Source organism: Variovorax sp. PBL-E5, from assembly GCF_901827185.1.
GTDB lineage: Bacteria > Pseudomonadota > Gammaproteobacteria > Burkholderiales > Burkholderiaceae_C > Variovorax.
Window position 1 is genome coordinate 3,382,424 of the sequence record NZ_LR594671.1, and the last position, 20,474, is coordinate 3,402,897.

General features: G+C 68.8%; 23 protein-coding genes. 6 read left to right on the plus strand and 17 right to left on the minus strand.

Translation table 11 applies throughout. The annotated features are described in order from the left end of the window. Entirely contained in the window at positions 1-456 is a 456-nt protein-coding gene (locus WDLP6_RS16410; protein WP_162593200.1) for an NUDIX domain-containing protein, read from the plus strand. Here WDLP6_RS16410 and pmbA read toward each other — a convergent pair. Next, positions 453-1,823 carry a metalloprotease PmbA gene (gene pmbA / locus WDLP6_RS16415; protein ID WP_162593201.1) on the minus strand — a complete coding sequence of 457 codons (1,371 nt, stop codon included), beginning with the start codon at positions 1,821-1,823 and terminating at the stop codon, positions 453-455. The two genes, WDLP6_RS16410 and pmbA, sit on opposite strands and share 4 nt — an antisense overlap. Before the next feature lie 58 nt (positions 1,824-1,881). On the opposite strand from pmbA, the gene yjgA reads away from it, so the two are divergent. Both yjgA and mog read left to right on the plus strand, forming a co-directional pair. Continuing rightward, positions 1,882-2,538, plus strand: a complete 657-nt coding sequence (yjgA, locus tag WDLP6_RS16420) for a ribosome biogenesis factor YjgA (RefSeq protein WP_162568181.1) — start codon at positions 1,882-1,884, stop codon at positions 2,536-2,538. Positions 2,539-2,682: 144 nt separating this feature from the next. Beyond that, a complete protein-coding gene (gene mog, locus WDLP6_RS16425; RefSeq protein WP_162593202.1) occupies positions 2,683-3,270 on the plus strand; it encodes a molybdopterin adenylyltransferase in 588 nt (195 codons plus the stop codon). Here mog and WDLP6_RS16430 read toward each other — a convergent pair. From WDLP6_RS16430 to nac (WDLP6_RS16485), 12 genes are all read right to left on the minus strand, one after another. Continuing rightward, positions 3,248-4,084, minus strand: coding sequence for an ABC transporter substrate-binding protein (locus WDLP6_RS16430; protein ID WP_232077086.1), 837 nt, complete (start codon positions 4,082-4,084; stop codon positions 3,248-3,250). The genes mog and WDLP6_RS16430 overlap by 23 nt on opposite strands. A 136-nt stretch (positions 4,085-4,220) precedes the next feature. Beyond that, complete coding sequence (locus WDLP6_RS16435; protein ID WP_162570514.1) at positions 4,221-4,955, minus strand: amino acid ABC transporter ATP-binding protein; 735 nt, start codon at positions 4,953-4,955, stop codon at positions 4,221-4,223. A 44-nt stretch (positions 4,956-4,999) separates the two neighbouring features. Beyond that, positions 5,000-5,758 (minus strand): amino acid ABC transporter permease, encoded by a 759-nt coding sequence (locus WDLP6_RS16440; protein ID WP_162568183.1) that lies wholly within the window; start codon positions 5,756-5,758, stop codon positions 5,000-5,002. A gap of 3 nt (positions 5,759-5,761) precedes the next feature. After that, positions 5,762-6,463: an amino acid ABC transporter permease gene (locus tag WDLP6_RS16445; RefSeq protein ID WP_162593203.1), complete on the minus strand. Its 702-nt coding sequence runs from the start codon at positions 6,461-6,463 to the stop codon at positions 5,762-5,764. Positions 6,464-6,506: 43 nt separating this feature from the next. Then, on the minus strand, positions 6,507-7,259 hold the full coding sequence (locus tag WDLP6_RS16450) for an SDR family oxidoreductase (RefSeq protein ID WP_162593204.1): 753 nt from the start codon (positions 7,257-7,259) through the stop codon (positions 6,507-6,509). Positions 7,260-7,359: 100 nt separating this feature from the next. Then, positions 7,360-8,124 carry a LamB/YcsF family protein gene (locus WDLP6_RS16455; protein WP_162593205.1) on the minus strand — a complete coding sequence of 255 codons (765 nt, stop codon included), beginning with the start codon at positions 8,122-8,124 and terminating at the stop codon, positions 7,360-7,362. Between the two features lie 25 nt (positions 8,125-8,149). Continuing rightward, on the minus strand, positions 8,150-8,524 hold the full coding sequence (locus tag WDLP6_RS16460) for an acetyl-CoA carboxylase biotin carboxyl carrier protein (protein WP_162593206.1): 375 nt from the start codon (positions 8,522-8,524) through the stop codon (positions 8,150-8,152). Further along, on the minus strand, positions 8,521-9,510 hold the full coding sequence (locus WDLP6_RS16465; RefSeq protein WP_162593207.1) for a biotin-dependent carboxyltransferase family protein: 990 nt from the start codon (positions 9,508-9,510) through the stop codon (positions 8,521-8,523). The genes WDLP6_RS16460 and WDLP6_RS16465 overlap by 4 nt, the downstream gene beginning before the upstream one ends. Further along, positions 9,507-10,166, minus strand: a complete 660-nt coding sequence (gene pxpB, locus WDLP6_RS16470; protein ID WP_269475603.1) for a 5-oxoprolinase subunit PxpB — start codon at positions 10,164-10,166, stop codon at positions 9,507-9,509. Before pxpB ends, WDLP6_RS16465 begins: the two co-directional genes overlap by 4 nt. Positions 10,167-10,222: 56 nt before the next feature. Then, positions 10,223-11,575: an acetyl-CoA carboxylase biotin carboxylase subunit gene (gene accC / locus WDLP6_RS16475; RefSeq protein WP_162593208.1), complete on the minus strand. Its 1,353-nt coding sequence runs from the start codon at positions 11,573-11,575 to the stop codon at positions 10,223-10,225. A 12-nt stretch (positions 11,576-11,587) separates the two neighbouring features. Next, entirely contained in the window at positions 11,588-11,989 is a 402-nt protein-coding gene (locus WDLP6_RS16480) for an acetyl-CoA carboxylase biotin carboxyl carrier protein (protein WP_162593209.1), read from the minus strand. A gap of 133 nt (positions 11,990-12,122) precedes the next feature. Next, positions 12,123-13,061 carry a nitrogen assimilation transcriptional regulator NAC gene (gene nac / locus WDLP6_RS16485; protein WP_162568192.1) on the minus strand — a complete coding sequence of 313 codons (939 nt, stop codon included), beginning with the start codon at positions 13,059-13,061 and terminating at the stop codon, positions 12,123-12,125. Positions 13,062-13,226: 165 nt separating this feature from the next. Here nac (WDLP6_RS16485) and WDLP6_RS16490 point away from each other — a divergent pair, with 165 nt between their 5' ends. Both WDLP6_RS16490 and WDLP6_RS16495 read left to right on the plus strand, forming a co-directional pair. Beyond that, the gene (locus tag WDLP6_RS16490; protein WP_162593210.1) at positions 13,227-14,435 is read left to right on the plus strand and encodes an aspartate transaminase; all 1,209 of its coding nucleotides are present in this window, start codon (positions 13,227-13,229) and stop codon (positions 14,433-14,435) included. A 34-nt stretch (positions 14,436-14,469) separates the two neighbouring features. After that, positions 14,470-15,141, plus strand: coding sequence for an RraA family protein (locus tag WDLP6_RS16495; protein ID WP_162593211.1), 672 nt, complete (start codon positions 14,470-14,472; stop codon positions 15,139-15,141). Positions 15,142-15,161: 20 nt separating this feature from the next. Here WDLP6_RS16495 and nac (WDLP6_RS16500) read toward each other — a convergent pair whose 3' ends face one another. Further along, positions 15,162-16,085: a nitrogen assimilation transcriptional regulator NAC gene (gene nac / locus WDLP6_RS16500; protein WP_162593212.1), complete on the minus strand. Its 924-nt coding sequence runs from the start codon at positions 16,083-16,085 to the stop codon at positions 15,162-15,164. Between the two features lie 90 nt (positions 16,086-16,175). Here nac (WDLP6_RS16500) and WDLP6_RS16505 point away from each other — a divergent pair, with 90 nt between their 5' ends. After that, positions 16,176-17,126 (plus strand): LysR substrate-binding domain-containing protein, encoded by a 951-nt coding sequence (locus WDLP6_RS16505; protein ID WP_162593213.1) that lies wholly within the window; start codon positions 16,176-16,178, stop codon positions 17,124-17,126. 132 nt (positions 17,127-17,258) lie between these two features. On the opposite strand, the gene WDLP6_RS16510 is transcribed toward WDLP6_RS16505, so the two are convergent. Genes WDLP6_RS16510 through WDLP6_RS16520 form a run of 3 tightly spaced genes read right to left on the minus strand, consistent with a single transcriptional unit; the run spans position 17,259 to position 20,467 of the window. After that, positions 17,259-17,960, minus strand: a complete 702-nt coding sequence (locus WDLP6_RS16510; protein WP_162593214.1) for an HpcH/HpaI aldolase family protein — start codon at positions 17,958-17,960, stop codon at positions 17,259-17,261. A gap of 15 nt (positions 17,961-17,975) precedes the next feature. Next, entirely contained in the window at positions 17,976-18,782 is an 807-nt protein-coding gene (locus WDLP6_RS16515; protein WP_162593215.1) for an SDR family oxidoreductase, read from the minus strand. Continuing rightward, positions 18,779-20,467, minus strand: coding sequence for a hydantoinase B/oxoprolinase family protein (locus WDLP6_RS16520; RefSeq protein WP_162593216.1), 1,689 nt, complete (start codon positions 20,465-20,467; stop codon positions 18,779-18,781). Before WDLP6_RS16520 ends, WDLP6_RS16515 begins: the two co-directional genes overlap by 4 nt. Positions 20,468-20,474: the final 7 nt, after the last annotated feature.

Below are 20,474 nucleotides of genomic sequence, written 5' to 3' on the forward strand. Positions count from 1 at the left end.
ATGACGACACGCATCGTCCACAAGGCCTGTGCCTGCCTGGTGGACGGGCGCGGCCGGCTGCTGGTGTTCCATCACCCGGACGACGGGAACATCCAGTTGCCCAAGGGCACGGTCGAGCCCGGCGAGGCGCCCGAGGACGCCGTGCGGCGCGAACTGCTGGAGGAATCCGGCATCCGCCACACCGGCCCGTTGCAATCCCTCGGCACGCTCGACCGCGACTGCGAAGCCGGCGTGGAGGGCAGCAAGCGCCGGCATCCGCAGCTCTGGCACCTGTACCTGATGCGCGCCGAAGGCCCGCTGCCCGAACGCTTCGACCACATCGCCACGGGCAGCCCCGACGAAGAGGGCCTGGTCTTCAGTTTCAGCTGGCTGGCGCCGGATGCGCCGCTCGACGGCTTCGCGACGCCCTACGCGAATGCGATCGCCAAAGTCCGTGCAGCACTGTCCGCGACTTAGCTACCGGCAATCTTCATGCGGTTGATGAGCAGCGACCCGGTGGTCTTGGCACCGTAGTTGTACGCATCGGCCCCGACCGCCTCGATGCCGAGCAGCATGTCCTTGAGGTTGCCGGCGATCGTGATCTCCTGCACCGGGAACGCGATGCGCCCCTTCTCGACCCAGAAGCCGCTCGCGCCGCGCGAATAGTCGCCCGTCACGTAGTTGACGCCCTGCCCCATCAGCTCGATCACGAACAGGCCGGTGCCCAGCTTGGCAAGCATCGCATCCAGGTCGTCGCCTGCCTTCGTCAATCGCGAGGTCAGCGTGAGGTTGTGCGAGCCGCCCGCATTGCCGGTGGTCTTCATGCCCAGCTTGCGTGCCGAATAGGTGCTGAGGAAATAGCCCTCGAGCCGCCCCGCATCGACCACCTTGCGCCGCCGGGTGATCACGCCTTCGTCGTCGAAGGGCGAGCTGCCCTTGCCGCGCAGGATGTGCGGGTCCTCGGCCACATCCAGGTGCTTGGGCAGCACCTGCTTGCCCAGCGAATCGAGCAGGAAGCTGCTCTTGCGGTAGAGCGCACCGCCGCTGACGGCCTGCACCAGCCCGCCGAGCAGGCCCGCGGCCAGCGGCGATTCGAACAACACCGGGCACTGCGTCGTCTTGATCTTGCGGGACTTGAGCCGGCTCAGCGCGCGCTCGGCCGCATAGCGGCCCACCGCCTGCGGGCTTGCAAGCTCGTCGGCCGATCGCATCGAGCTGTACCAGGCGTCGCGCTGCATGCCGTCGCCACGGCCGGCGATCGGTGCCACCGAGATCGAATGGCGCGAGCTCGCGTAGCCGCCGCGAAAGCCGTGCGTATGGGCGCTGAAGAAGTGGCTCTGCTGCGCCGAGACGCCCGCCCCTTCGCTGTTGGTGATGCGCTTGTCGGTTGAGAGCGCCGCGGCCTCGCATTCGAGCGCCAGCGCAGCCGCCTGCTCGCTCGTCACGTCCCAGGGATGGAACAGATCGAGATCGGGCTGCTCGCGTGCGATGTCGTCCGCGTCGGGCAGGCCGCTGACCGGGTCTTCGGCCGTGAAGCGCGCGATGTCGTAGGCCGCCTGGACGGTCTGCGCGACCGCCGCGTCGGAAAAGTCCGAGGTGCTGGCATTGCCGCGCCGCTTGCCCACATAGACCGTGATGCCCAGCGACTTGTCGCGGTTGCGCTCGACATTCTCGAGTTCACCCTTGCGCACCGAGACGCTCAGGCCGCAGCCCTCGGACGCCTCGGCGCCGGCGTCGGTGGCGCCCAGCCTTTTGGCGTGCGCCAGGGCCGAATCGACCAGGTTTTCGAAGAAGGAGCGGCTGTAGGCGAAGCCGGAGTCGGCGCGCGAGGAAGATGTGCTCATGTGTTGGCTATGATACTTGCGCCCCCCGTCCCCGACGGGGAGTCAACGATTTCCCCACATGTCCCGCAAACCCAAAAAAGGCTATTTCGTCCGCGGCCAGTTCGTGGCGGAAGGCAGTGAGCTCGATCTGGAGCTCAAGCGCGAGCTCAAGGGCACCGATGCCGCCAGCAAGACCGATCTCAAGCGCGAGAGCACGGAGCTGCAGGCGCTGGGCGAAGCCCTGCTCGGGCTGCGCGCAGGTCTCTTCGACAAGCTCGACCTCGGCGAGAAGCTGCGCGACGCCATCGAAGAGGCCCGGCGCATCACCAATTTCGAAGGCAAACGCCGCCAGATGCAGTTCGTCGGCAAGCTGATGCGCGGGCTCGACGCGGCCACGCTCGATGCGGTGCGCGCTGCGCTCGACGAGCAGAACCGCGGCCCGGCCCAGGAAACCGCCGCGCTGCACGATGCCGAGCGCTGGCGCGACCGCATCATCGCCGACGACGACGCGCTCGGCGGCTGGATCGAAACCCATCCCGACACCGACGCCCAGCAGCTGCGCGCGCTGGTGCGCCAGGCGCGCAAGGACATCAAGGCCGGCCCGCCCGGCGAGGCGCCGCGGCAGGCCAAGGCCTACCGCGAGGTGTTCCGGATCGTGCGCGCGCAGCTGAGCGTGCACGGCACGGATGACCATGCCGCCGAGGCCGCCGAGCAGTCACGCGAGGAGGACGCATGATCAAGCTCACCCCCAGGCTTGCCCACTTCGTGTGGCCGCCAACCCCCGCTGGGGGCAACACCAGCAGCCTGGCGAAGCCAGTTCCGCGGTGTTCCTGGTCTTGGCCGCGCCAGTCTTGTCCGCAGCGCACCGGGAGTCTCTGACATGGACCCCGTGCGCATCGGCATCGTCTCGGTCAGCGACCGTGCATCGAGCGGCGTCTACGAGGACAAGGGCCTGCCCGCACTGCAGGAATGGCTGCAACGCGCGCTGCGCAATCCCATCACCTTCGCGGCACGGCTGATACCGGACGACGAGGCCGCCATCAGCGCCGCGCTGATCGAGCTGGTCGACGCCGGCTGCGCGCTGGTGCTGACCACCGGCGGCACCGGGCCGGCACTGCGCGACGTAACGCCCGAGGCCACGCTGGCCGTCGCGCACAAGACGATGCCCGGCTTCGGCGAACAGATGCGCCAGATCAGCCTGCACTTCGTGCCGACCGCGATCCTGTCGCGCCAGGTCGCGGTGATCCGCGACAAGAGCCTGATCATCAACCTGCCCGGCCAGCCGAAATCCATCGCCGAGACGCTCGAAGGCCTGAAGAACGCCGACGGCTCGCAAGCCGTGCCCGGCATCTTCGCCGCCGTGCCCTACTGCATCGACCTGATCGGCGGCCCCTACCTCGAGGCCGACGACGCGGTGTGCAAGGCCTTCCGGCCCAAGTCGGCGATCAGGGCAGCAGCTCGAACTTGAGGTCGGCCAGCGGCATGACCTTCTCTTCGCGCACCATCTTGTATTCGGTGTTCGGGCCGAGCCACTTCGCCCACAGCCGGTCGAGCTCGCCCGACTTCTCGAGCGCGTAGAGCGCCGCATTGACCTTGGCGAGCAGCACCGGCTCGTCCTTCTTCATGCCGATGCCGATCGGCTGCAGCACCATCGGATCCTTGATCATCTTCAGCGGCACGCCGTCGGTCTTCGACTGATTGACCAGCTTGGTGATGGTCATGGTGTTGGCGACCATGCCCACCGACTTGTTCTGCTGCACGGCCATGAAGGCCGAGCCCGTGTCCTGGAAGGTCACCGGCTCCGAGCCGTTCATCTTGATCGACAGCTCCGAGGTCGAGCCCTTGGTCGAGCTCAGCCGCTTGCCCTTGTAGTCGGCCTTGGTGGTGCCCGGGTCGGAGGCCTTCACCGCGAGCATTTCCTTGGCGACGTAGTACGGATCGCTGAACTGGATCTGCTCGCCGCGGCTCTTGGTGTAGGCCAGGTTGGCGATGGTCACGTCGACGCGGCCGAGCTTGACCTCGGGCACGCGCGCTTCCACCGAGAGCGGCGTGACCTTGGCGGTGACGCCGAGCTGCTTGGCCAGCGCGTTGCAGAGGTCGACGTCGTGGCCGACCATCTCGCGCGTCTTCGGATCCGGCGCGGCGAAGGGCGGCACGTCGGCGAAGGTGCCGCATCGCAGCTCCTTGCGCTGGCTGATCTCGTCCCACTGGTCGGCATGGGCCAGTAGGGACAGCACGGAAAGGCTGCAACCGATGGCGGCGAGACGAAAGACGGTCTTCATGGTGATGAACTCCTGGTTGAAGATGAAACGAGAAACGGGAAACACCGCGGATCCGGCTTCGCCGGTCCGCCGGTGTTGCCCCCTGCAAGGGGGTTGGCGAAGCGACACGAAGTGCGCGAAGACTGGGGGTGTGCCATCAATGCGCTCGCAGATCGGACAAGAAGCGCTTGGCACGCGGATGCTGAGGGCTGTTGAAGAAGGTCTCCGGATCCGCCTCTTCAAGAATCCGCCCCGCGTCCATGAACCACACGCGATCGGCCACGTCGCGCGCGAAATTCATCTCGTGCGTGACGCACATCATGGTCATGCCTTCGTCGGCGAGGCTGCGCATCACCGAGAGCACCTCGCCCACCATCTCGGGGTCGAGCGCGCTCGTGGGTTCGTCGAACAGCATCGCCGGCGGCTCCATCGCGAGCGCACGCGCGATCGCCACGCGCTGCTGCTGGCCGCCCGAGAGCTGCGCCGGATAGGCGCCCGCCTTGTTCGAGAGGCCGACACGCTCCAGCAGCTGCGCGGCCTTGGCCTTGGCATCCGCGCGCTTCACGCCGAGCACGCGCATCGGCGACAGCATGATGTTCTCCAGCACCGACAGATGCGGGAACAGGTTGAAGCTCTGGAACACGAAGCCGATGCGGCTGCGCAGCCGGTTGAGCGCAGCGCTGCGCATCGGCGCGTGAATGTCGTGGCCGTCGAACAGCAGTTGCCCCTTGCCGATCTCTTCAAGCCGGTTGACGGTGCGGATCAAGGTCGACTTGCCCGAGCCCGAAGGCCCGCACACGACCACCACCTCGCCCTTCTTCACCTCGGCGTTGATGTCGGCCAGCGCCTGGTAGTCGCCGTACCACTTGTCGATGTGGGAGAACAGGATCATGGCATCGGTACCGGAAGCGGAAGCGGAAGTCATGCAAAGTCTCCTCAGGGATTTGCGACGATGGGCGGCGGCAGGGACACGTCGCCGCCGGGCAGCGCCGCCGTCTTCGCGCCGAGCCGCTTGTGGGCGATGCGCCGCTCCACCCACTGCGCGAGCTGCGTGAGGCTGAAGCAGACGACGTAGTAGGTCATCGCCAGGATGAAGAAGACCTGGAACGGCTTGGTCAGCAGCTGGTTGTTGATCTGGTTGGCCGCGAAGGTGAGTTCCTGCACGTTGATCACGTAGCCCAGCGTGGTTTCCTTGATGGTCGAGATGAACTGGCTCAGCATGCTCGGCAGCATGTTGTAGAGCGCCTGCGGCAGGATCACCGACCACATCGTGCCGAGGTGGCTGTGGCCGAGCGCGCGCGCGGCCTCGGTCTGGCCCTTGGGCAGCGCCAGGATGCCGGCGCGCACCACCTCGGACAGGTAGGCGCCCTCGTAGATCACCAGCGTGCACAGCATGGTGGTGAAGCCCGAGACCTCGCGCCCGACCAGGATCGGCACCAGGAAGTAGACCCACAGGATCACCATCAGGAGCGGCACGCCGCGCACCACGTACACCAGCACCGCCGCGGGCCAGCGCAGCGCGCGCCACGGCGACAGCCGCGCCAGCGCCAGCAGCACCGACAGCGGGAAGGCCAGCACGATGCCCAGCACCGACAGGATCAGCGTGGCGACGATGCCGCCGAGCGGGCCGCTCGGATACTGCCCGACCAGCAGCAGCAGCCAGTTGTCGCGAAGGATTTCGTAGACGCTGTACATCGCTCACCTCGCTCCGACGATGCGATAGCGCCGGGCCAGCCACGCGCCGCCGGCCATGATCAGCAGCGAGAAGAACAGGTAGAGGAGGGTCGCCACGCTGTAGGCCTCGAAGGCGCGGAAGCTCTGGCTCTCGATTTCCTTCACCGCATGCGTCAACTCGGCGACGCCGATCGCCATCGCGAGGCTGCTGTTCTTGAACAGCGACACGCTGTGATTGACCAGCGCCGGCACCGCGTTGCGGATCGCCTGCGGCAGCAGCACATGGCGCATCGCGCCGATGTAGCCGTGGCCCAGCGCACGCGCCGCCTCGGACTGCCCGGGCGGAATGGAACGCAGACCGGAGCGCATGTCCTCGCTGAAGTACGCGGCCTGGCAGAGGCCGAGCGCGACGATCGACAGCAGCAGCTCGGCGTTGTGCGCCGAAAGCCAGCCTTGCAGCGCATCGGGCAGCAGGCTGAAGATGCCGAAGTACCAGAACATCAGCTGCACCAGCGTCGGCACGTTGCGGTGGTAGGAGACATAGGCCGCGACCACGCGCTCGGCCACCGGGTGGGTGGTGAGCCGCACCACCAGCAGCGCCAGCGCGATCGCCATCGCGAGCAGCCACGAGCCGGCCGCGATCTGCAGCGTGGCCTCCACGCCGTGCAGCAGCATGGCGCCGAATTCCGGCTTCATCAAGACGGCGATCAGGTCGAAGTCCTTCATGCGCGTTCCCGGTTGCGTGGTGGTTGCGGGAGGACCGTGCCGCTCAGGCCTGCGGCGCCTCGGGCCGCGCGGTGGACAGGCCGCCCGGCACCTGCAGCGTGGGCGTGATTTCCATGTGGCCGACGTTGACCGCGATCGGCGCGGCGATCGCGAAGGCGATCGCATCGGCGATGTCCGCGGCCTGCGGCAGCTCGAAGCCGTCGATGAAGCGCGCGCGGATCTCGTCCGAATCGCCATGCACGTGCGCGAAGATGTCGGTGGCCACGCGGCCGGGGCAGATCTCGGTCACGCGCACGCGCTTGCCGTAGGCATCGATGCGCAATTGGCGCGACAGCATGCTGACCGCGGCCTTGGTCGCGTGGTAGGTGCTGTTGCCGCCGAAGTTGTAGGCCGCCGCGATGGAGCTGATGTTGACCACGTGGCCGCGGTCGCGCGCCACCATGCCCGGCAGCACCAGCCGGCACAGGTGCAGCACCGCGCGCAGGTTGACGTCGATCAGCAGGTCGATGCCCTCGGCATCTGCCTTCAGGATCGAGCCCGGCCGGTCGACGCCGGCACTGTTGACCAGCACGTCGAACTCGACCTTCTTCGTCAGCGCGGTGATGCCCGCGAGATCGCTGACGTCGAGGGCCTGCGGGATGCAGCCGGTGCGTTCGGCCAGCTCGGCCAGCTTGCCGGCACTGCGTGCCAGCGCGTGGACCGTGAGGCCTTCCTTGCACAGGCGCTCGACCACCGCGGCCCCGATGCCCGAGGAGGCGCCGGTCACCAGTGCGGTCTTGTAATCGGAAAAAGGCATCTTCGGTTCCTTGTCTGTCTGTGCTGTTGAATTCACTGTATCGAGCGGCTTCGCGACACGCCAAGACGGATTGGCTGTGGAGCAATAAGACACCCTTATGTCATGCAAGCTGGCGCGAGATCGGCACGATGCGCCCGGCCTGTTCGACCACCTCGCGCACCGTGCGCGCGAGCGCCACCGCGCCCGGCGTGTCGCCATGCAGCAGGATCGAGTTCGCCTCCATCGGAATCGTCTGGCCGTCGTAGGCGGTGACGGTGCCCTGGGCCAGCAGCTGGCGCACGCGGGCCAGCACGATGTCGCGGTCATGGATCACCGAATCGGGCAGCTTGCGCGGCACCAGGAGACCGTCGGCATGGCAGGCGCGGTCGGCCAGGAAGGTGATCGCGACGCGCAGGCCGCAATCGCGCGCCGCATCCTCGATCGCGCGGCTGGCCGAGGTGCTGACGATCAGTGCGGGGTCGAAGTCCGCGACCGCGCGCACCAGCGGCCCGGCCAGCGCGGCGTCGGCCGCGGCCATGTTGCCGAGCGCGCCGTGGAAGCTCATGTGCGTCATGCGGTGTCCCGCGGTGCGCGCCATGCCGGCCAGCGCACCGAGCTGGTAGAGCACGTAGCTCGCGAGCTCCTTCACGTCGATCTGCATCGGCCGCCGTCCGAATCCGAGCAGGTCGGGAAAACCCACATGCGCGCCGACATCGACGCCGCGCGCCTTCGCCATGCGCACCGTGCGCTCCATGATGACCGGATCGCCGGCATGGAAGCCGCAGGCCACGTTGGCGGAGGAGACGATCTCCAGCAGCGACTCGTCCTCCCCCATGCGCCAGGGGCCGAAGCCCTCGCCGAGATCGGCGTTCAGATCGATGTCCATGGTGTAGCTGTCCTTCGTTGGTGCTTCAGGGCGCTTGCAGTTCGACCAGTGCCGTGCCGTAGCCGACCGGCGTGCCGTCGGCCGCGCGCATGGCCGCGACCACGCCGTCGCGCAGCGCGGCGACCGGCAGCAGCAGCGGGCCGATGCGCAGCAGGCCCACGGGCTGTCCTGCACGCACGCGTTCGCCCGCGCGCACGAGGGGCGCTTCGGCGAGCGGATGGGCGTGCAGGAACACGCCGACCGACGACGCGGCGATCACCGTGCCGGGCGCCACTGCGCGTGCGGTGGCGCGCGGGTTGTCGAGCCGCACCGTGCCGCCGGGCATGCGCAGCTCCAGCAGGCCGATGTCGGTCTGCGCGAGCCAGGCCGTGAGCTGTTCCAGCTCGGCGGGCGTCTTCATGATGCGACCGCCGGCGATCCGCGATGCAGGCCGACCATCCGGCTGACCTTGCGCAACCAGGCCTCGGCTTGCTCCAGCGCGGCGACGGCCTCGTCCCAGTTCGTCTCGACGAAACGGATCCGGCTGCCGATCGGCGCCTGGCCGAGGCGCCACAGATCGGCCTCGATCACCGTGCCGAACTTCGGATAGCCGCCCGAGGGCTGCGCGTCGCGCATCTGGATGATCGGCTGCCCGCTGTGCGGCACCTGGATCACGCCCGGCACGATGCCGTGCGAGCGCATCTCCATCGGCGCCACCGGCCGCAGCGCCTCGCCTTCGAGGCGATAGCCGTAGCGGTCGCTCTGCGCGGTGATCTTCCATTCCTTCGACCAGAACGCGGCGCGCGAGGCTTCCTCGAAGCGCAGGTACTCGGCCGCCGGCAGCACGCGCACCGCGGGCACGCCGTCGACATCGAGCGGCAGCGCCAGTGCCGGCGGAACCAGCCCGAAGCCCGCGACGCAGTCCGCACCGCCGCGCGCAGCGCGCAGCACGTCGCCGCGGCGCAGCGCGCGGCCTTCGTGGCCGCCGAAGGCGCCGCGCAATTGCGTGCTGCGCGAGCCGAGCACCTCGGGCACGTCGATGCCGCCGGCCACGCACACCATGGCGCGGCTGGCGCGCCGCGCGCCGCCCTGCGGCAGGCCGAGCGTGAGCACCTGCCCGGCCCGTGCGCGATGCGCCCACCAGGGCAGCAAGGCCTCGTCGTCGAGCCGCGCGGCGCAGTCGGCGCCGGTCAGTGCAAAGGCACAGTCTTCATCGAAGCGCAGCTTGAATGGAAACACCGGCACCTCGATGCCGGCCGCGTTCGCGTCGTTGCCGAGCATCAGGTTGCCGGCCGCGAGCGCAAGCTTGTCCATGGCGCCGGAGCTGCCGACGCCCCAGCGCAGGCTGCCGTTGCGGCCCAGGTCCTGCACGGTGGCGAGCGCGGTGGCGGAAAGGATCTCGATCATCGAAGCACCTTCTGCACGCGAAAGCGGATCATGTCGCCGGGCTGCAGCATCGCGGGCGGGTCCTGCGCGGGGTCGAAGAAGCACATCGAGGTGCTGCCGATGGTGTTCCAGCCGCTCGGCCCGGCCGAGGCCGACACGCCGGTCTGCGCGCCGCCGATCGACACCGCGCCGCCCGGGATACTCAGCACCGGCACCTGGCGCCGCGGCGTGGCGATGCGTGCGTCCATGCCGCCGAGGTAGCAGTAGCCGGGGTGGCTGCCGAGCGCATACACCGGGTACAGCGGCGCGCTGTGCAGCTCGACGATCTCGTCCACGCGAAGGCCCGTGTGCGCGACCACGTCCGCCATGTGCGGGCCGCCCTCGCCGCCATAGACGACCGGCAACTCGACCACGCGGCCTTCGCGCGGCAGCGCGTGCACCGCGTCCCATGCCGCGATCAGTCGCGCCTCGAGTGCCGCCACGTCGCGCGGCGGCCGCACGAAGCTGAGCATCAGGTTGTTCATGCCGGGCACCGCCTCGCGCACCTCGGGCCAGCCCTCGGCCTCGTGGGCCAGCGCCCAGATGCGCTGCTGCGAATTCAATGTGAGTTCGCCCGGCGCCTCGAACAGCATCGCGCTGGTGCCGAGCAGGCTGGTAGCGGCGTGCGGCGCGTTCACCAGAGTACCTTCGCGCTGCGCGCTGCGGTATTCGCCCTTGGGGCGGCCCGGCGTGCTCACGCCGCGCTCCCCGCTGCGAGCCAGCGTTCGAGATGATGGATGTCGACGCCGCCGGCATCGAAGCCCGCGTCGCGCAGGATGCGGCGGTGCAGCGGCACGTTGGTCGCGATGCCCTCGACGCGCATCTCCGACAGCGCCAGGCGCATGCGGTCCAGCGCGTCGGCGCGCGTCGTGCCCTGCACGATCAGCTTGGCGATCATCGAGTCGTAGTACGGCGGCACGCGGTAGCCGGCGTTGGCATGCGAATCGACCCGCACGCCGAAGCCGCCGGGCATCTGCCAGCCGGTGATGCGGCCGGGCGACGGCGCGAAGGTGTCGGGGTCTTCGGCATTGATGCGGCATTCGATCGCATGGCCGTGGCAGCGCACGTCGGCCTGCGTGAAGCCGAGCAACTCGCCGCGTGCCATGCGCAGCTGCTGCTGGACGATGTCGATGCCGCTGGTCATCTCGGTCACCGGATGCTCGACCTGCAGCCGCGTGTTCATCTCGATGAAATAGAAGGCGCCCTTCTCGTAGAGGAATTCGAAGGTGCCGACGCCGGCATAGCCGAGCTGCCGGCAGGCCGCCGCGCAGCGCTCGCCGACCTCGGCGATCAGCGCCTCGTCGATGCCGGGCGCGGGTGCCTCCTCGATCACCTTCTGGTGGCGGCGCTGCAGCGAACAGTCGCGGCTGCCGAGCCACACCGCATGCCCGTGCTTGTCGGCCAGCACCTGGATCTCGACATGGCGCGGATGCACCAGAAACTTCTCGATGTACACCTCGGGATTGCCGAAGGCGCGTCGTGCTTCTTCGCGCGTCAGGGCCAGCGCGTCGAGCAGCCCCGACTCGTCGTGCACCACGCGCATGCCGCGTCCGCCGCCGCCGCCGGCGGCCTTCACGATCACCGGGTAGCCGACCTCGCGCGCCAGCGTCTTGATGGCGGTGGGATCTTCAGGCAGGCCTTCGTCCGGCCCGGGCACGCAAGGCACGCCCGCACGCCGCATCGCACGCTTGGCCGCGACCTTGTCGCCCAGCGTGCGGATGCAGGCCGCACTCGGCCCGACGAACACCAGGCCCGCTTGCTCGATGCGCTCGGCAAAGCCCGCGTTCTCCGACAGGAAGCCGTAGCCCGGGTGGATGGCCTGTGCGCCGCTGACCTCGGCCGCGAACAGGATCGCGCTCTGGTTCAGATAGCTCTGCCCCGGCGCCGCCGGCCCGATGCACAGCGCCTCGTCGGCCTGCGCGACATAGTCCGCCTCGCGATCGGCCTGCGAATACGCGACCACGGTGCGCAAGCCGAGCCCGCGGCAGGCGCGCAGGATGCGCAAGGCGATCTCGCCGCGGTTGGCAATCAGGACGGTGTCGAACATGGCATCCCTTCCTCAGGCGAAGCGGAACAGCGGCTGGCCGGCTTCGACCTCGTCGCCCGAGGCCACCAGCACCGACTGCAGCACGCCGTCGCGTTCGGCGCGGACTTCGTTGAACACCTTCATCGCCTCGATCACGCACAGCGTCTGGCCGGCCGCGACCGCCTGCCCGGCTTCGACAAAGGGCGGGTCGCCGGGCGTACCCTGCAGATGCACCACGCCGTACAGCGGCGCCAGGCATTCGACAGACGATGCCGCGCGCAGCGCAGGTGCCGGCGCGTCGGCGCCGGGTGCGATCGCAGCCGGCGCCGCATGCTTCGCAAGCCGCAGCGTCCAGCCGTTCTCGCTGAATTCCAGCTCCGACAGCGCCGACGCGGCGAGCGCATCGATGAAGGTCTTGATCTGTTCCTGGTTCATGCCGGACCCGTCGCTGCGACGGAAGCTCCTTGGTGGCCGACGCATTCCGCGAACGCGTGACGGCAGGCATGAAAGGTAGCCCGTCTGGCGCCCGAGGCCCAAGACGGATTGGCTGTGCCGGGATAAGGGTGCCTTATGACAAGGCGCTGAGGGCCGGTTCGGGCGCCGAGGGCACGGTGGCGGCAAGGTCGGTGACCAGCTCGAGCAGGATGTCCTTCACCGCCTGCGCCGGCTCCGACAGCGGCAGGTGGTCCGACTGGCACAGCGCGAGCGGCGCCTCGATCACCGGATCGACGATGCGGAACTGCCAGGCGCCGCAGGCCGCCACCACCTCGCGCGCCATCGAGGCCGGCAGGATGGTGGCGCCGAGCCCGTCGGCGATGGCCGCAGTGAGCGTGAAGGCCGACTCGATCTCGGCCACCACGCGCGGCGCCATGCCGAGGCGCCCGAAGGCCTCGCTCACCAGCTTGCGCACCACGTTGTAGGGCCGCGGCAGGAACAGCTCGATCTCGCCGAGGTCGGCCAACCGCACCGGTTGCGCCGGCACCGGCATCGAGGCCGGGCCGACCAGGAACAGCGGCTCCTTCAGCAGCGGCAGGAAGGACAGCCCGTGGATCGCCTTGTCGCCGTAGAGCACGGCCAGGTCCATGCGGCCGTTCATGATCAGCTCGCTCAGCGTGGTGCCGTAGTTCTCATTGAGGTAGAGCAGGATGCCGGGATGGCGCGCGCGCACCGTGCGCAGCAACGGCAGCGACAGCGCCGAGGCCGCCGTGCCCGGCGCCAGGCCCACCGACACCTGTCCCGACACGCCCTGCCCGGCCGCTTCCATGTCGACGCTGGCCTGCTCGCACTGGCGCAGGATGATCTGCGCATGGCGGTACAGCACCTTGCCGGCCTCGGTCGGCGTGACGCCGCGCTTGGTGCGCACCAGGAGCTGCTGGCGCACCTCCCCCTCGAGCGTGGCCAGTTGCTGGCTCAGCGCCGGCTGGGCGATGTACAGAACCTCGGCGGCCTGCGTCAGGCTGCCGATGTCCACGATCTTCACGAAGTATTTGAGGCGCCGCAGGTTCACGCCATGTCCCCATGCAAAAGCCGAGCCTAGCACCGGGCCGCGGGGGCGCCTACCCGGGCTCACCATAAGCACTGCCTATAGAACCAGAGCGATCTTGTCTTGGCCTTGGACGCGCGATGACCGTACCGTGGAGCCTGTCCACCCCGCCGCATCCCAAGGAAGACCATGACCGCCTTACGCATCGCTGCCCGCGTGCGCCGCATCAAGCCCTCGCCCAGCACCTCCGCCGCCGACCGCGCCAACGAGCTGCGCCGGCAGGGCCAATCGATCGTCAACCTCGTCGTCGGCGAGCCCGACTTCGACACGCCGCCCCACATCCGCCAGGCCGCCTGCGCGGCGATCGAGAAAGGCGCGACGCGCTACACGCTGATGGCCGGCACGGTCGAACTGCGCCAGGCGATCGCCGCCAAGCTCGAACGCGAGAACGGCCTGACCTATGCGATGAACGAGATCATCGCCACCAGCGGCGCCAAGAGCGCGATCTACAGCGCCTTCGCGATCACGCTGGAGCCGGGCGACGAGGTCATCATCCCCGCGCCCTACTGGGTGTCGTACCCCGACATGGTGCTGGCCTGCGACGGCACGCCGGTCACCATCGCCTGCCCCGAGTCGCAGGGCTTCAAGCTCGCGCCCGCGCAGCTCGAAGCGGCCATCACGCCGCGCACGCGCTGGCTCCTGATCAACTCGCCGAGCAATCCCACCGGTGCCAGCTACACGGCCGACGAATACCGCGCGCTGGCCGAGGTGCTGGCGCGGCATCCGCACGTGATGGTGATGACCGACGACATCTACGAGCACATTCGCTTCGACGGACGGTCGACGCCGCACATCCTCGCGGTTGCGCCCGCGCTGCGCGACCGCACGCTGGTGGTCAACGGCGTCTCCAAGACCTATGCGATGACGGGCTGGCGCATCGGCTATGCGGCCGGGCCGGCCGTGCTGATCCAGGCGCTGGACACGCTGCTGTCGCAATCGACCGGCAACTGCTGCTCGGTGAGCCAGGCCGCCGCGGCCGCCGCGCTGAACGGCGACCAGGGCTTCGTGGCCGAGAGCGTCGCGATCTACAAGCAGCGCCGCGACCGCACGCTGTCCTTGATCAATGCGATCCCCGGCCTGAGCTGCGCGACGCCGCCCGGCGCCTTCTACCTCTACATCCACTGCAGCGGCCTGATCGGCAAGACCACGCCGCAAGGCAAGGTGCTGAACGAGGACGGCGACGTCGTGATGTACCTGCTCGAAAGCCAGGGCGTGGCCACGGTCGCCGGCACGGCCTACGGCCTCTCGCCCTACTTCCGGTTGTCGATCGCAACCTCCATCGAGATCCTCGAGGAAGGCTGCGCGCGCATCGCCCGCGCCGTCGCCGAGCTGCGCTGAGCGCCCGCACCCCACGCTTGACCAAGGACACCCCATGCAATTCAAAGGCATCCGCAAGAACCCGTCGGCCCCGCAGGTCGACGCGAAGATCATCGCCGCGCTGCGCGACATTCCCGTCGCCGCCTTGAGCGACAACATGCACCGCAACATCGGCAGCGTCGGCCTGCAGCCCTACCACCGTCCCGGGCCGGCAACGATGGCCGGCACCGCCGTGACGTTGAAGTCGCGCGGCGGCGACAACCTCACGCTCCTGCGCGCCTTCGAGTTCTGCCGGCCCGGCGACGTGATCGTGATCGATGCCGACGGCGACGTGACCAATGCGGTGATCGGCGGCATCCTGTCCTTCTATGCCGCGACGATCGGCACGGTCGGCGTGGTACTCGACGGCGCGATCCGCGACCTGGCCGAGATCCGCGAGCGCGACTTCCCGGTCTATGCGCGCGGCGTCAACCACCGCGGCCCCTACAAGGACGGGCCCGGCGAGATCAACGTACCGGTGTCGGTCGGCGGCATGCTGGTGCGCCCCGGCGACATCGTGGTCGGCGACCAGGACGGCCTGATGGCCTTCGCGCCCGATGAGGCCGAGACATTGATCGAGAAGGCGCGCGCGCATCTGAAGGCCGAAGCAGAAACGATGCGGGCCATGAAGGAAGGCCGCTGGGACCGCTCCTTCATCGACGCGCTCGAAGCGCGCTGCGCCAACTAGGGCGAGCGCCGCACGCAGCTTCAGTGCAGCGCGTGCAGGCCGGCCTCGCGTTCGAGCCGGTCCACCAGCTCCAGCAGAATGGCCTTGACCGCCTGCGCCGGTTCCGACAGCGGCAGGTGGTCGGACGCGCACAGCGACAGCGGCACCTCGATCGTCGGCGACACGATGCGGCGCAGCTCGACGGCCGCCATGGCGGCCACGCCGCGCGCCATCGAGACCGGCAGAATCGTCGCGCCCACGCCCGAGGCGATGGCGGCGGCCAGCGTGTTCGACGACTCCATCTCCGCCACCACGTGCGGCACGATGCGCGCCGACGCGAAGGCCTGGTCGACATGCTTGCGCAGCTGGTTGCTCGAACGCGGCAGCAGCAGGTCGACATCGCGCAGTTCGGCCAGCGCCACCTCGTCGTCTTGGCCCAGCGTGCCTTCGGGCGCCACGACGAACAGGTCTTCGGTCAGCAGCGCGTCGAAGGACAGGCCCTGCATGACGCGCTCGCCGCCGTACAGCACGGCCATGTCCATGCGGCCGTCGCGCACCACGTCGCACAGCGTGGTGCCGAAGTTCTCGTTGATGTGCAGCACGATCTGCGGATAGCGGCCCTGCACCGTCTGCAGCAGCGGCAGCGCGAGCGCCGACGCCGCCGTGCCCGGTGCCAGTCCGACCGAGACCTGGCCCGACAGCGCGCGCCCGGCATGGAGCACGTCGGACTGCGCCTGCTCGAACTGGCGCAGGATGATCTGGGCATGGCGGTAGAGCGCGCGGCCGGCCTCGGTCGGGACCACGCCCTTCTGCGTGCGCAGCAGCAGCTGCTGCCTGAACTCGCCTTCGAGCGTCGCGAGCTGCTGGCTGAGCGCCGGCTGCGCGACGTGCAGCACCTCGGAGGCCTGCGTCAGGCTGCCGACATCGACGATCTTCACGAAATACTTCAGACGCCTGAGATTCAAAGCGGGGCCTCGTGCTTGCTTCTTGGGGTGTGTTTCAAGCAAGCATCGAGCCATCGCCCGGAGGCGTCAACCGGGGTTACGATCAGCGCGATGACGGTGAATTTCAAGACCTTGAAGAGCTTCGTCACCGCCGTGGATGCAAGAAGCCTTTCTGCCGCGGCGCATCAGTTGAGCGTGGCGCAGTCTGCATTGAGCCAGCACATCGCATCGCTCGAGGACCACTTCAGGCACAGGCTGTTGAACCGCTCGAATGCGGGCGTCACGCCGACGCGCGCGGGCAGCGAACTGTATCGGCATGCGCAGCTGATCCTGAGCCATCTCGAGCAGGCGGAGCGCGACCTTGCCGAGCGCAGCGATGCGAGCTTCATCGCGGGCGCGGTCTCGGTGGGCCTGGCAACCTACAGCACGGCCTCGATCCTGTCGATGCCGCTGCTGCAGGCGGTGCGGCGCGAATATCCGCAGGTCAACCTGTTCATCAACGACAACTTCGGCCTGGTGCTGAGCGAGATGGTGATGACGGGCCGCATGGACATGGCGATCATCTACGCGGGCAGCCCGATCAAAGGGGTGACGCTGCAGCCGCTGCTGACCGAGGAGCTGTTCCTGATCGCGCCGGCGGGCATGCCATTGCCGGCGTCCGACGACCAGACGATCCCTCTGCGCGCGCTGGCCGGCATCGACCTGCTGCTGCCGAGCCGCATGCATTTCCTGCGCCGGCTGCTGGACGACGAGTTCGCGCGCATCGGCATCGCGCCGCGCATCATTGCCGAGATCGAGTCGGCCTCGACGCTGCACCAGGCGATCGATGCGGGGCTCGGCGCGACGGTGCTGCCTTCGGCATTGGCCGACCTCTCGTCGCCGGCGGGGAAGACGGTCATCCGGCGCATCGTCGAGCCCGATTTGCAGGCGACGATCTCGCTGTGCGTGACCGATCATCTGCCGATGTCCGATCAGGCCGGTGCGGTGCTAGGTATCTTGCGCAAGCAGATCGACGATCTCTTTGTCGAGGGGCGGTTGATCGGGATACGTGCTGCCAAATAGGTTTGCGCGTCTTGCTCCCTCTCCCTCTGGGAGAGGGCTGGGGTGAGGGCAGCGGGCGGTGGAACGGGTCGCACCTTGCCGAGGCCCAGTGCCCTCACCCTAACCCTCTCCCAGAGGGAGAGGGGACAAGAGTCAGCGCGGCGCCGAAAGCTGCCGCATCGCCGCCACGCCCTCGACCACGAACGGATCGGCGTGGTAGTAGAGCAGCTGTGCACCCATCGACACCAGATGTTCCACGTCATGTCGAACGACCAGCGTGCCCGCGATCTTGCCCGCCGCACGAATGCGCCGCAGCGTCTCGTCGACCAGATCCAGCGCCGGCTGCGGACGCCGCTTGCCGGCCGCGACCGCGGGTGAATAGCCCATCGACTGCGACAGATCGCCCGGGCCGACGAAGAACACGTCGATGCCCTCCACCGCGAGGATCTCGTCGAGGTTGCCCACGGCCTCCACCGACTCGACCATCGCGATCAGCAGCTTGCTCGCACGGTCGTCCGGCATCGCATAGCGGAAGGTATGCACCACCTGGCGCGCGATCTCGGCCGTGTGGATCAGCGGCACCATCACGCCGTCGGCGCCGGCGTTGAGGCAGCGCGTGATCGTCGAGCGCTCCTGGTTCTGCGGCCGCACGATGCCGAAGCCGCCCGCGTAGCGCGCGGCCTTGGCCATGTGGTGGATGTCCTCGAAGCTCGCCAGGCCGTGCTCGCAGTCGATGAAGACCGAGTCGGCGCCCGAGCGCACCAGCTTCTCGCACAGCGTCGGCGAGATGTGATTGGGGTTGACCATCAGCACGCTGTCGCCGCGTGCCAGCCGCTCGTGAAGTGAGTTGCTCATCGTGCTCTCTCTGGTTCAGGGTTTGCCGGCCGTGCCTTCGGGCGCGCCGAGCCAGCGGCTGATCTCGATGTCGGGCCCCTGGTCGCGCGCCAGCGTCGGGCTGATCACCAGCTGCTCGATCGTCGTGCCCTGCGGCAGCGTGCAGGCCAGCAGGATCGCGCGCGCCACGTCGTCGGGCGCCACCATCGCGGCGCGCTCCGATGCCGTCGGCGGGCGCACGCGCGTGTCCATGATCGGCGTGTCGACCTCGCCCGGCAGGATCGTCGTCGAGCGGATGTTGTGGTTGCGGAAGGTGCCGTGCATGAAGCCCATCAGGTTGAGCACCGCCGCCTTGGCCGCGCCGTACGGTGCGCCGCCCAGCAGGTTGGGCCGCACCGCAGCCAGCGACGAGACGGTGACGATCGTGCCTGCGCCCGCGGCCAGCATGCCGGGCAGCACCGCCTGCATCAGCACGTACACCGCCGTGAGGTTCACCGAGATGGCCGACTCCCAATCGTCCGGCTCGATCCAGCGGATGTTGCGCACGCGGCTGGTCAGGCCCGCGTTGTTGACGAGGATGCCGACGGCGCCGATCTCGGCCTCGATCCATCGGACCAGATCCTGCAGCTGCTCGCGCTGCTGCAGGTCCGCCTGCCGCGCCCAGGCCTGGCCGCCGGTGGCATGGATCTCGGCCACCACCGCGTCGAGCGGTTCCTTGCGCCGGCCCATCACCACCACGCGCGCGCCCTCGGCCGCGAGCCTCCGCGCGGTCGAGCGGCCGATGCCGGAGCCGCCGCCGGTGACCAGCGCGACCTGGCCCTTCAATGCCGTGCCGGCGGTCATGCCGCCACCTTGGCAGGCTTCGCGGGCACGGCCGCTTCATAGCCGTAGTCGGCCAGCGCGCCTGCCGTGCTGATCAGGCCCTGCCGCAGATCGTCCTCGATCTGCAAGCGCGAACGCTGCCCCGCATCGCCCCAGCCGCCGCCGCCCGGCAGCTCGATCGTCAGGCGCTCGCCGGGCGCGAGCACCAGCCGGCCCTTGGCGAAGACCGGCTGGCCGTCGTGCATCACGGCGCCATTGCGGCCCGCCTGGCCGCCGAGCACGCCCAGGCACGGGTACTTCACGTGCTCGGTGCTCAGGTAGATGTTCATCTCGCGGTCCGACAGGTTGCGGATCACGCCGCGCTGGCCGAGCCCGCCGCGGAATTTGCCGGGGCCGCCCGAGTCGGGAATCAGCTCCTTGCATTCGGTCAGCACCGGCACCGCGAGTTCGTACATCTCGATCGGCGTCACGCGGCAGTTGGACGGAAAGCTCAGCGTGTCGAGCCCGTCCATCGACGATCGGCCGCCCTGCCCGCCATGGAAGTTCTGCGCGCTGCCGTAGGCCGTGCCGTCGGATCGCTGGCCCTGGCAGTTGATGCCCCAGATCGGCGCGCCGCCGCTGTCGCCCATCGCGCCTTCGGGCACCACGTCCTGCAGCGCCTTGAAGATCAGGCTCGGGATGCAATGGCCCACCAGGTTGCGCGCCGCGCCGGCCGCATGCGGGCGCGGGTTGAGGATCGAGCCCGCGGGCGCCGAATCGGTGAGCGCGACCATGCAGCCTTCGTTGTTCGGCGTCTCGGGATCGAGCAGGCACTTGAGCGCATACACGCTGTGCGCGACGCGGTAGTGCGGCACCACGTTGATGCCGCGCGCGACCTCGGGCGAGGTGCCGGTGTAGTCGACATGGATCGAGTCGCCGCGCACCTCCACGCTGACGCACAGCTTGACCTCGGTCTCGAAGCCGTCGATCGTCATGTCGGCCTTGTAGCTGCCGTTGGGCCAGGCCGCGATCGCCTTGCGCATGTGGCGCTCGGAGCGGCTGAAGATGGCCTCGCCCAGCCCGTCGCAGTCGTCCATGCCGTATTCGTCCATGAAGCGGGTCAGCTCGCGGCACATCACCTCGTTGGCCGCCACCATGCTCTGGATGTCGCCGCGCACCTCGTGCGGCAGCCGCACGCTGGCCTCGATGACCGAGAACACGTCGGTGTTGGGCTGGCCGGCCTTGAACAGCTTCAGCATCGGGATGCGGATGCCTTCCTCGAACATGTCGGTCGAATCGGGCGACTGCGGCCGCCCGCCGATGTCGGGCAGGTGGGCGATGCTGCCCGCGTAGGCGACGATCTTGCCGTGGCGGAAGATCGGCGTGAGCATGACCATGTCCGGCAGGTGCCCGGTGCCGATCACGGGGTCGTTGGTGGCGAGCACGTCGCCGGGCTCCAGCGACTCGGGCGGAAAGGCCGGCAGGAAGTAGTTCTGCGCCGCCATCGGCAAGGTGGTGATGAACACCGGAATGGACCAGGTGCACTGCGCCAGCGCGCGGCCCTTGGCATCGAGCAGCACGTTCACGTAGTCGTGGTTCTCGCGCACGATGGGCGAGAAGGCGGTGCGGCCCAGGGCGCTGTCGGCCTGGTCGGCGATGAAGACCAGGCGGTCCCACATCACCTGCAGCGTGATCGGATCGTTGAAGTCGGGTCGGAGGATGGGCATGGCATGG

What these genes read in the sequence shown, in the direction of transcription:
- WDLP6_RS16490 (WP_162593210.1), top strand. Translation starts at nt 13,227, where the DNA reads ATGACCGCCTTACGCATCGCTGCCCGCGTGCGCCGCATCAAGCCCTCG.
- mog (WP_162593202.1), top strand. Translation starts at nt 2,683, where the DNA reads ATGGACCCCGTGCGCATCGGCATCGTCTCGGTCAGCGACCGTGCATCG.
- WDLP6_RS16435 (WP_162570514.1), bottom strand. Translation starts at nt 4,955, where the DNA reads ATGATCCTGTTCTCCCACATCGACAAGTGGTACGGCGACTACCAGGCG.
- WDLP6_RS16515 (WP_162593215.1), bottom strand. Translation starts at nt 18,782, where the DNA reads ATGACCGCCGGCACGGCATTGAAGGGCCAGGTCGCGCTGGTCACCGGC.
- WDLP6_RS16430 (WP_232077086.1), bottom strand. Translation starts at nt 4,084, where the DNA reads ATGAAGACCGTCTTTCGTCTCGCCGCCATCGGTTGCAGCCTTTCCGTG.
- WDLP6_RS16510 (WP_162593214.1), bottom strand. Translation starts at nt 17,960, where the DNA reads ATGAGCAACTCACTTCACGAGCGGCTGGCACGCGGCGACAGCGTGCTG.
- WDLP6_RS16410 (WP_162593200.1), top strand. Translation starts at nt 1, where the DNA reads ATGACGACACGCATCGTCCACAAGGCCTGTGCCTGCCTGGTGGACGGG.
- WDLP6_RS16495 (WP_162593211.1), top strand. Translation starts at nt 14,470, where the DNA reads ATGCAATTCAAAGGCATCCGCAAGAACCCGTCGGCCCCGCAGGTCGAC.
- yjgA (WP_162568181.1), top strand. Translation starts at nt 1,882, where the DNA reads ATGTCCCGCAAACCCAAAAAAGGCTATTTCGTCCGCGGCCAGTTCGTG.
- WDLP6_RS16480 (WP_162593209.1), bottom strand. Translation starts at nt 11,989, where the DNA reads ATGAACCAGGAACAGATCAAGACCTTCATCGATGCGCTCGCCGCGTCG.
- WDLP6_RS16520 (WP_162593216.1), bottom strand. Translation starts at nt 20,467, where the DNA reads ATGCCCATCCTCCGACCCGACTTCAACGATCCGATCACGCTGCAGGTG.
- pmbA (WP_162593201.1), bottom strand. Translation starts at nt 1,823, where the DNA reads ATGAGCACATCTTCCTCGCGCGCCGACTCCGGCTTCGCCTACAGCCGC.
- accC (WP_162593208.1), bottom strand. Translation starts at nt 11,575, where the DNA reads ATGTTCGACACCGTCCTGATTGCCAACCGCGGCGAGATCGCCTTGCGC.
- WDLP6_RS16450 (WP_162593204.1), bottom strand. Translation starts at nt 7,259, where the DNA reads ATGCCTTTTTCCGATTACAAGACCGCACTGGTGACCGGCGCCTCCTCG.
- WDLP6_RS16465 (WP_162593207.1), bottom strand. Translation starts at nt 9,510, where the DNA reads ATGATCGAGATCCTTTCCGCCACCGCGCTCGCCACCGTGCAGGACCTG.
- WDLP6_RS16455 (WP_162593205.1), bottom strand. Translation starts at nt 8,124, where the DNA reads ATGGACATCGATCTGAACGCCGATCTCGGCGAGGGCTTCGGCCCCTGG.
- WDLP6_RS16460 (WP_162593206.1), bottom strand. Translation starts at nt 8,524, where the DNA reads ATGAAGACGCCCGCCGAGCTGGAACAGCTCACGGCCTGGCTCGCGCAG.
- WDLP6_RS16505 (WP_162593213.1), top strand. Translation starts at nt 16,176, where the DNA reads ATGACGGTGAATTTCAAGACCTTGAAGAGCTTCGTCACCGCCGTGGAT.
- WDLP6_RS16445 (WP_162593203.1), bottom strand. Translation starts at nt 6,463, where the DNA reads ATGAAGGACTTCGACCTGATCGCCGTCTTGATGAAGCCGGAATTCGGC.
- WDLP6_RS16440 (WP_162568183.1), bottom strand. Translation starts at nt 5,758, where the DNA reads ATGTACAGCGTCTACGAAATCCTTCGCGACAACTGGCTGCTGCTGCTG.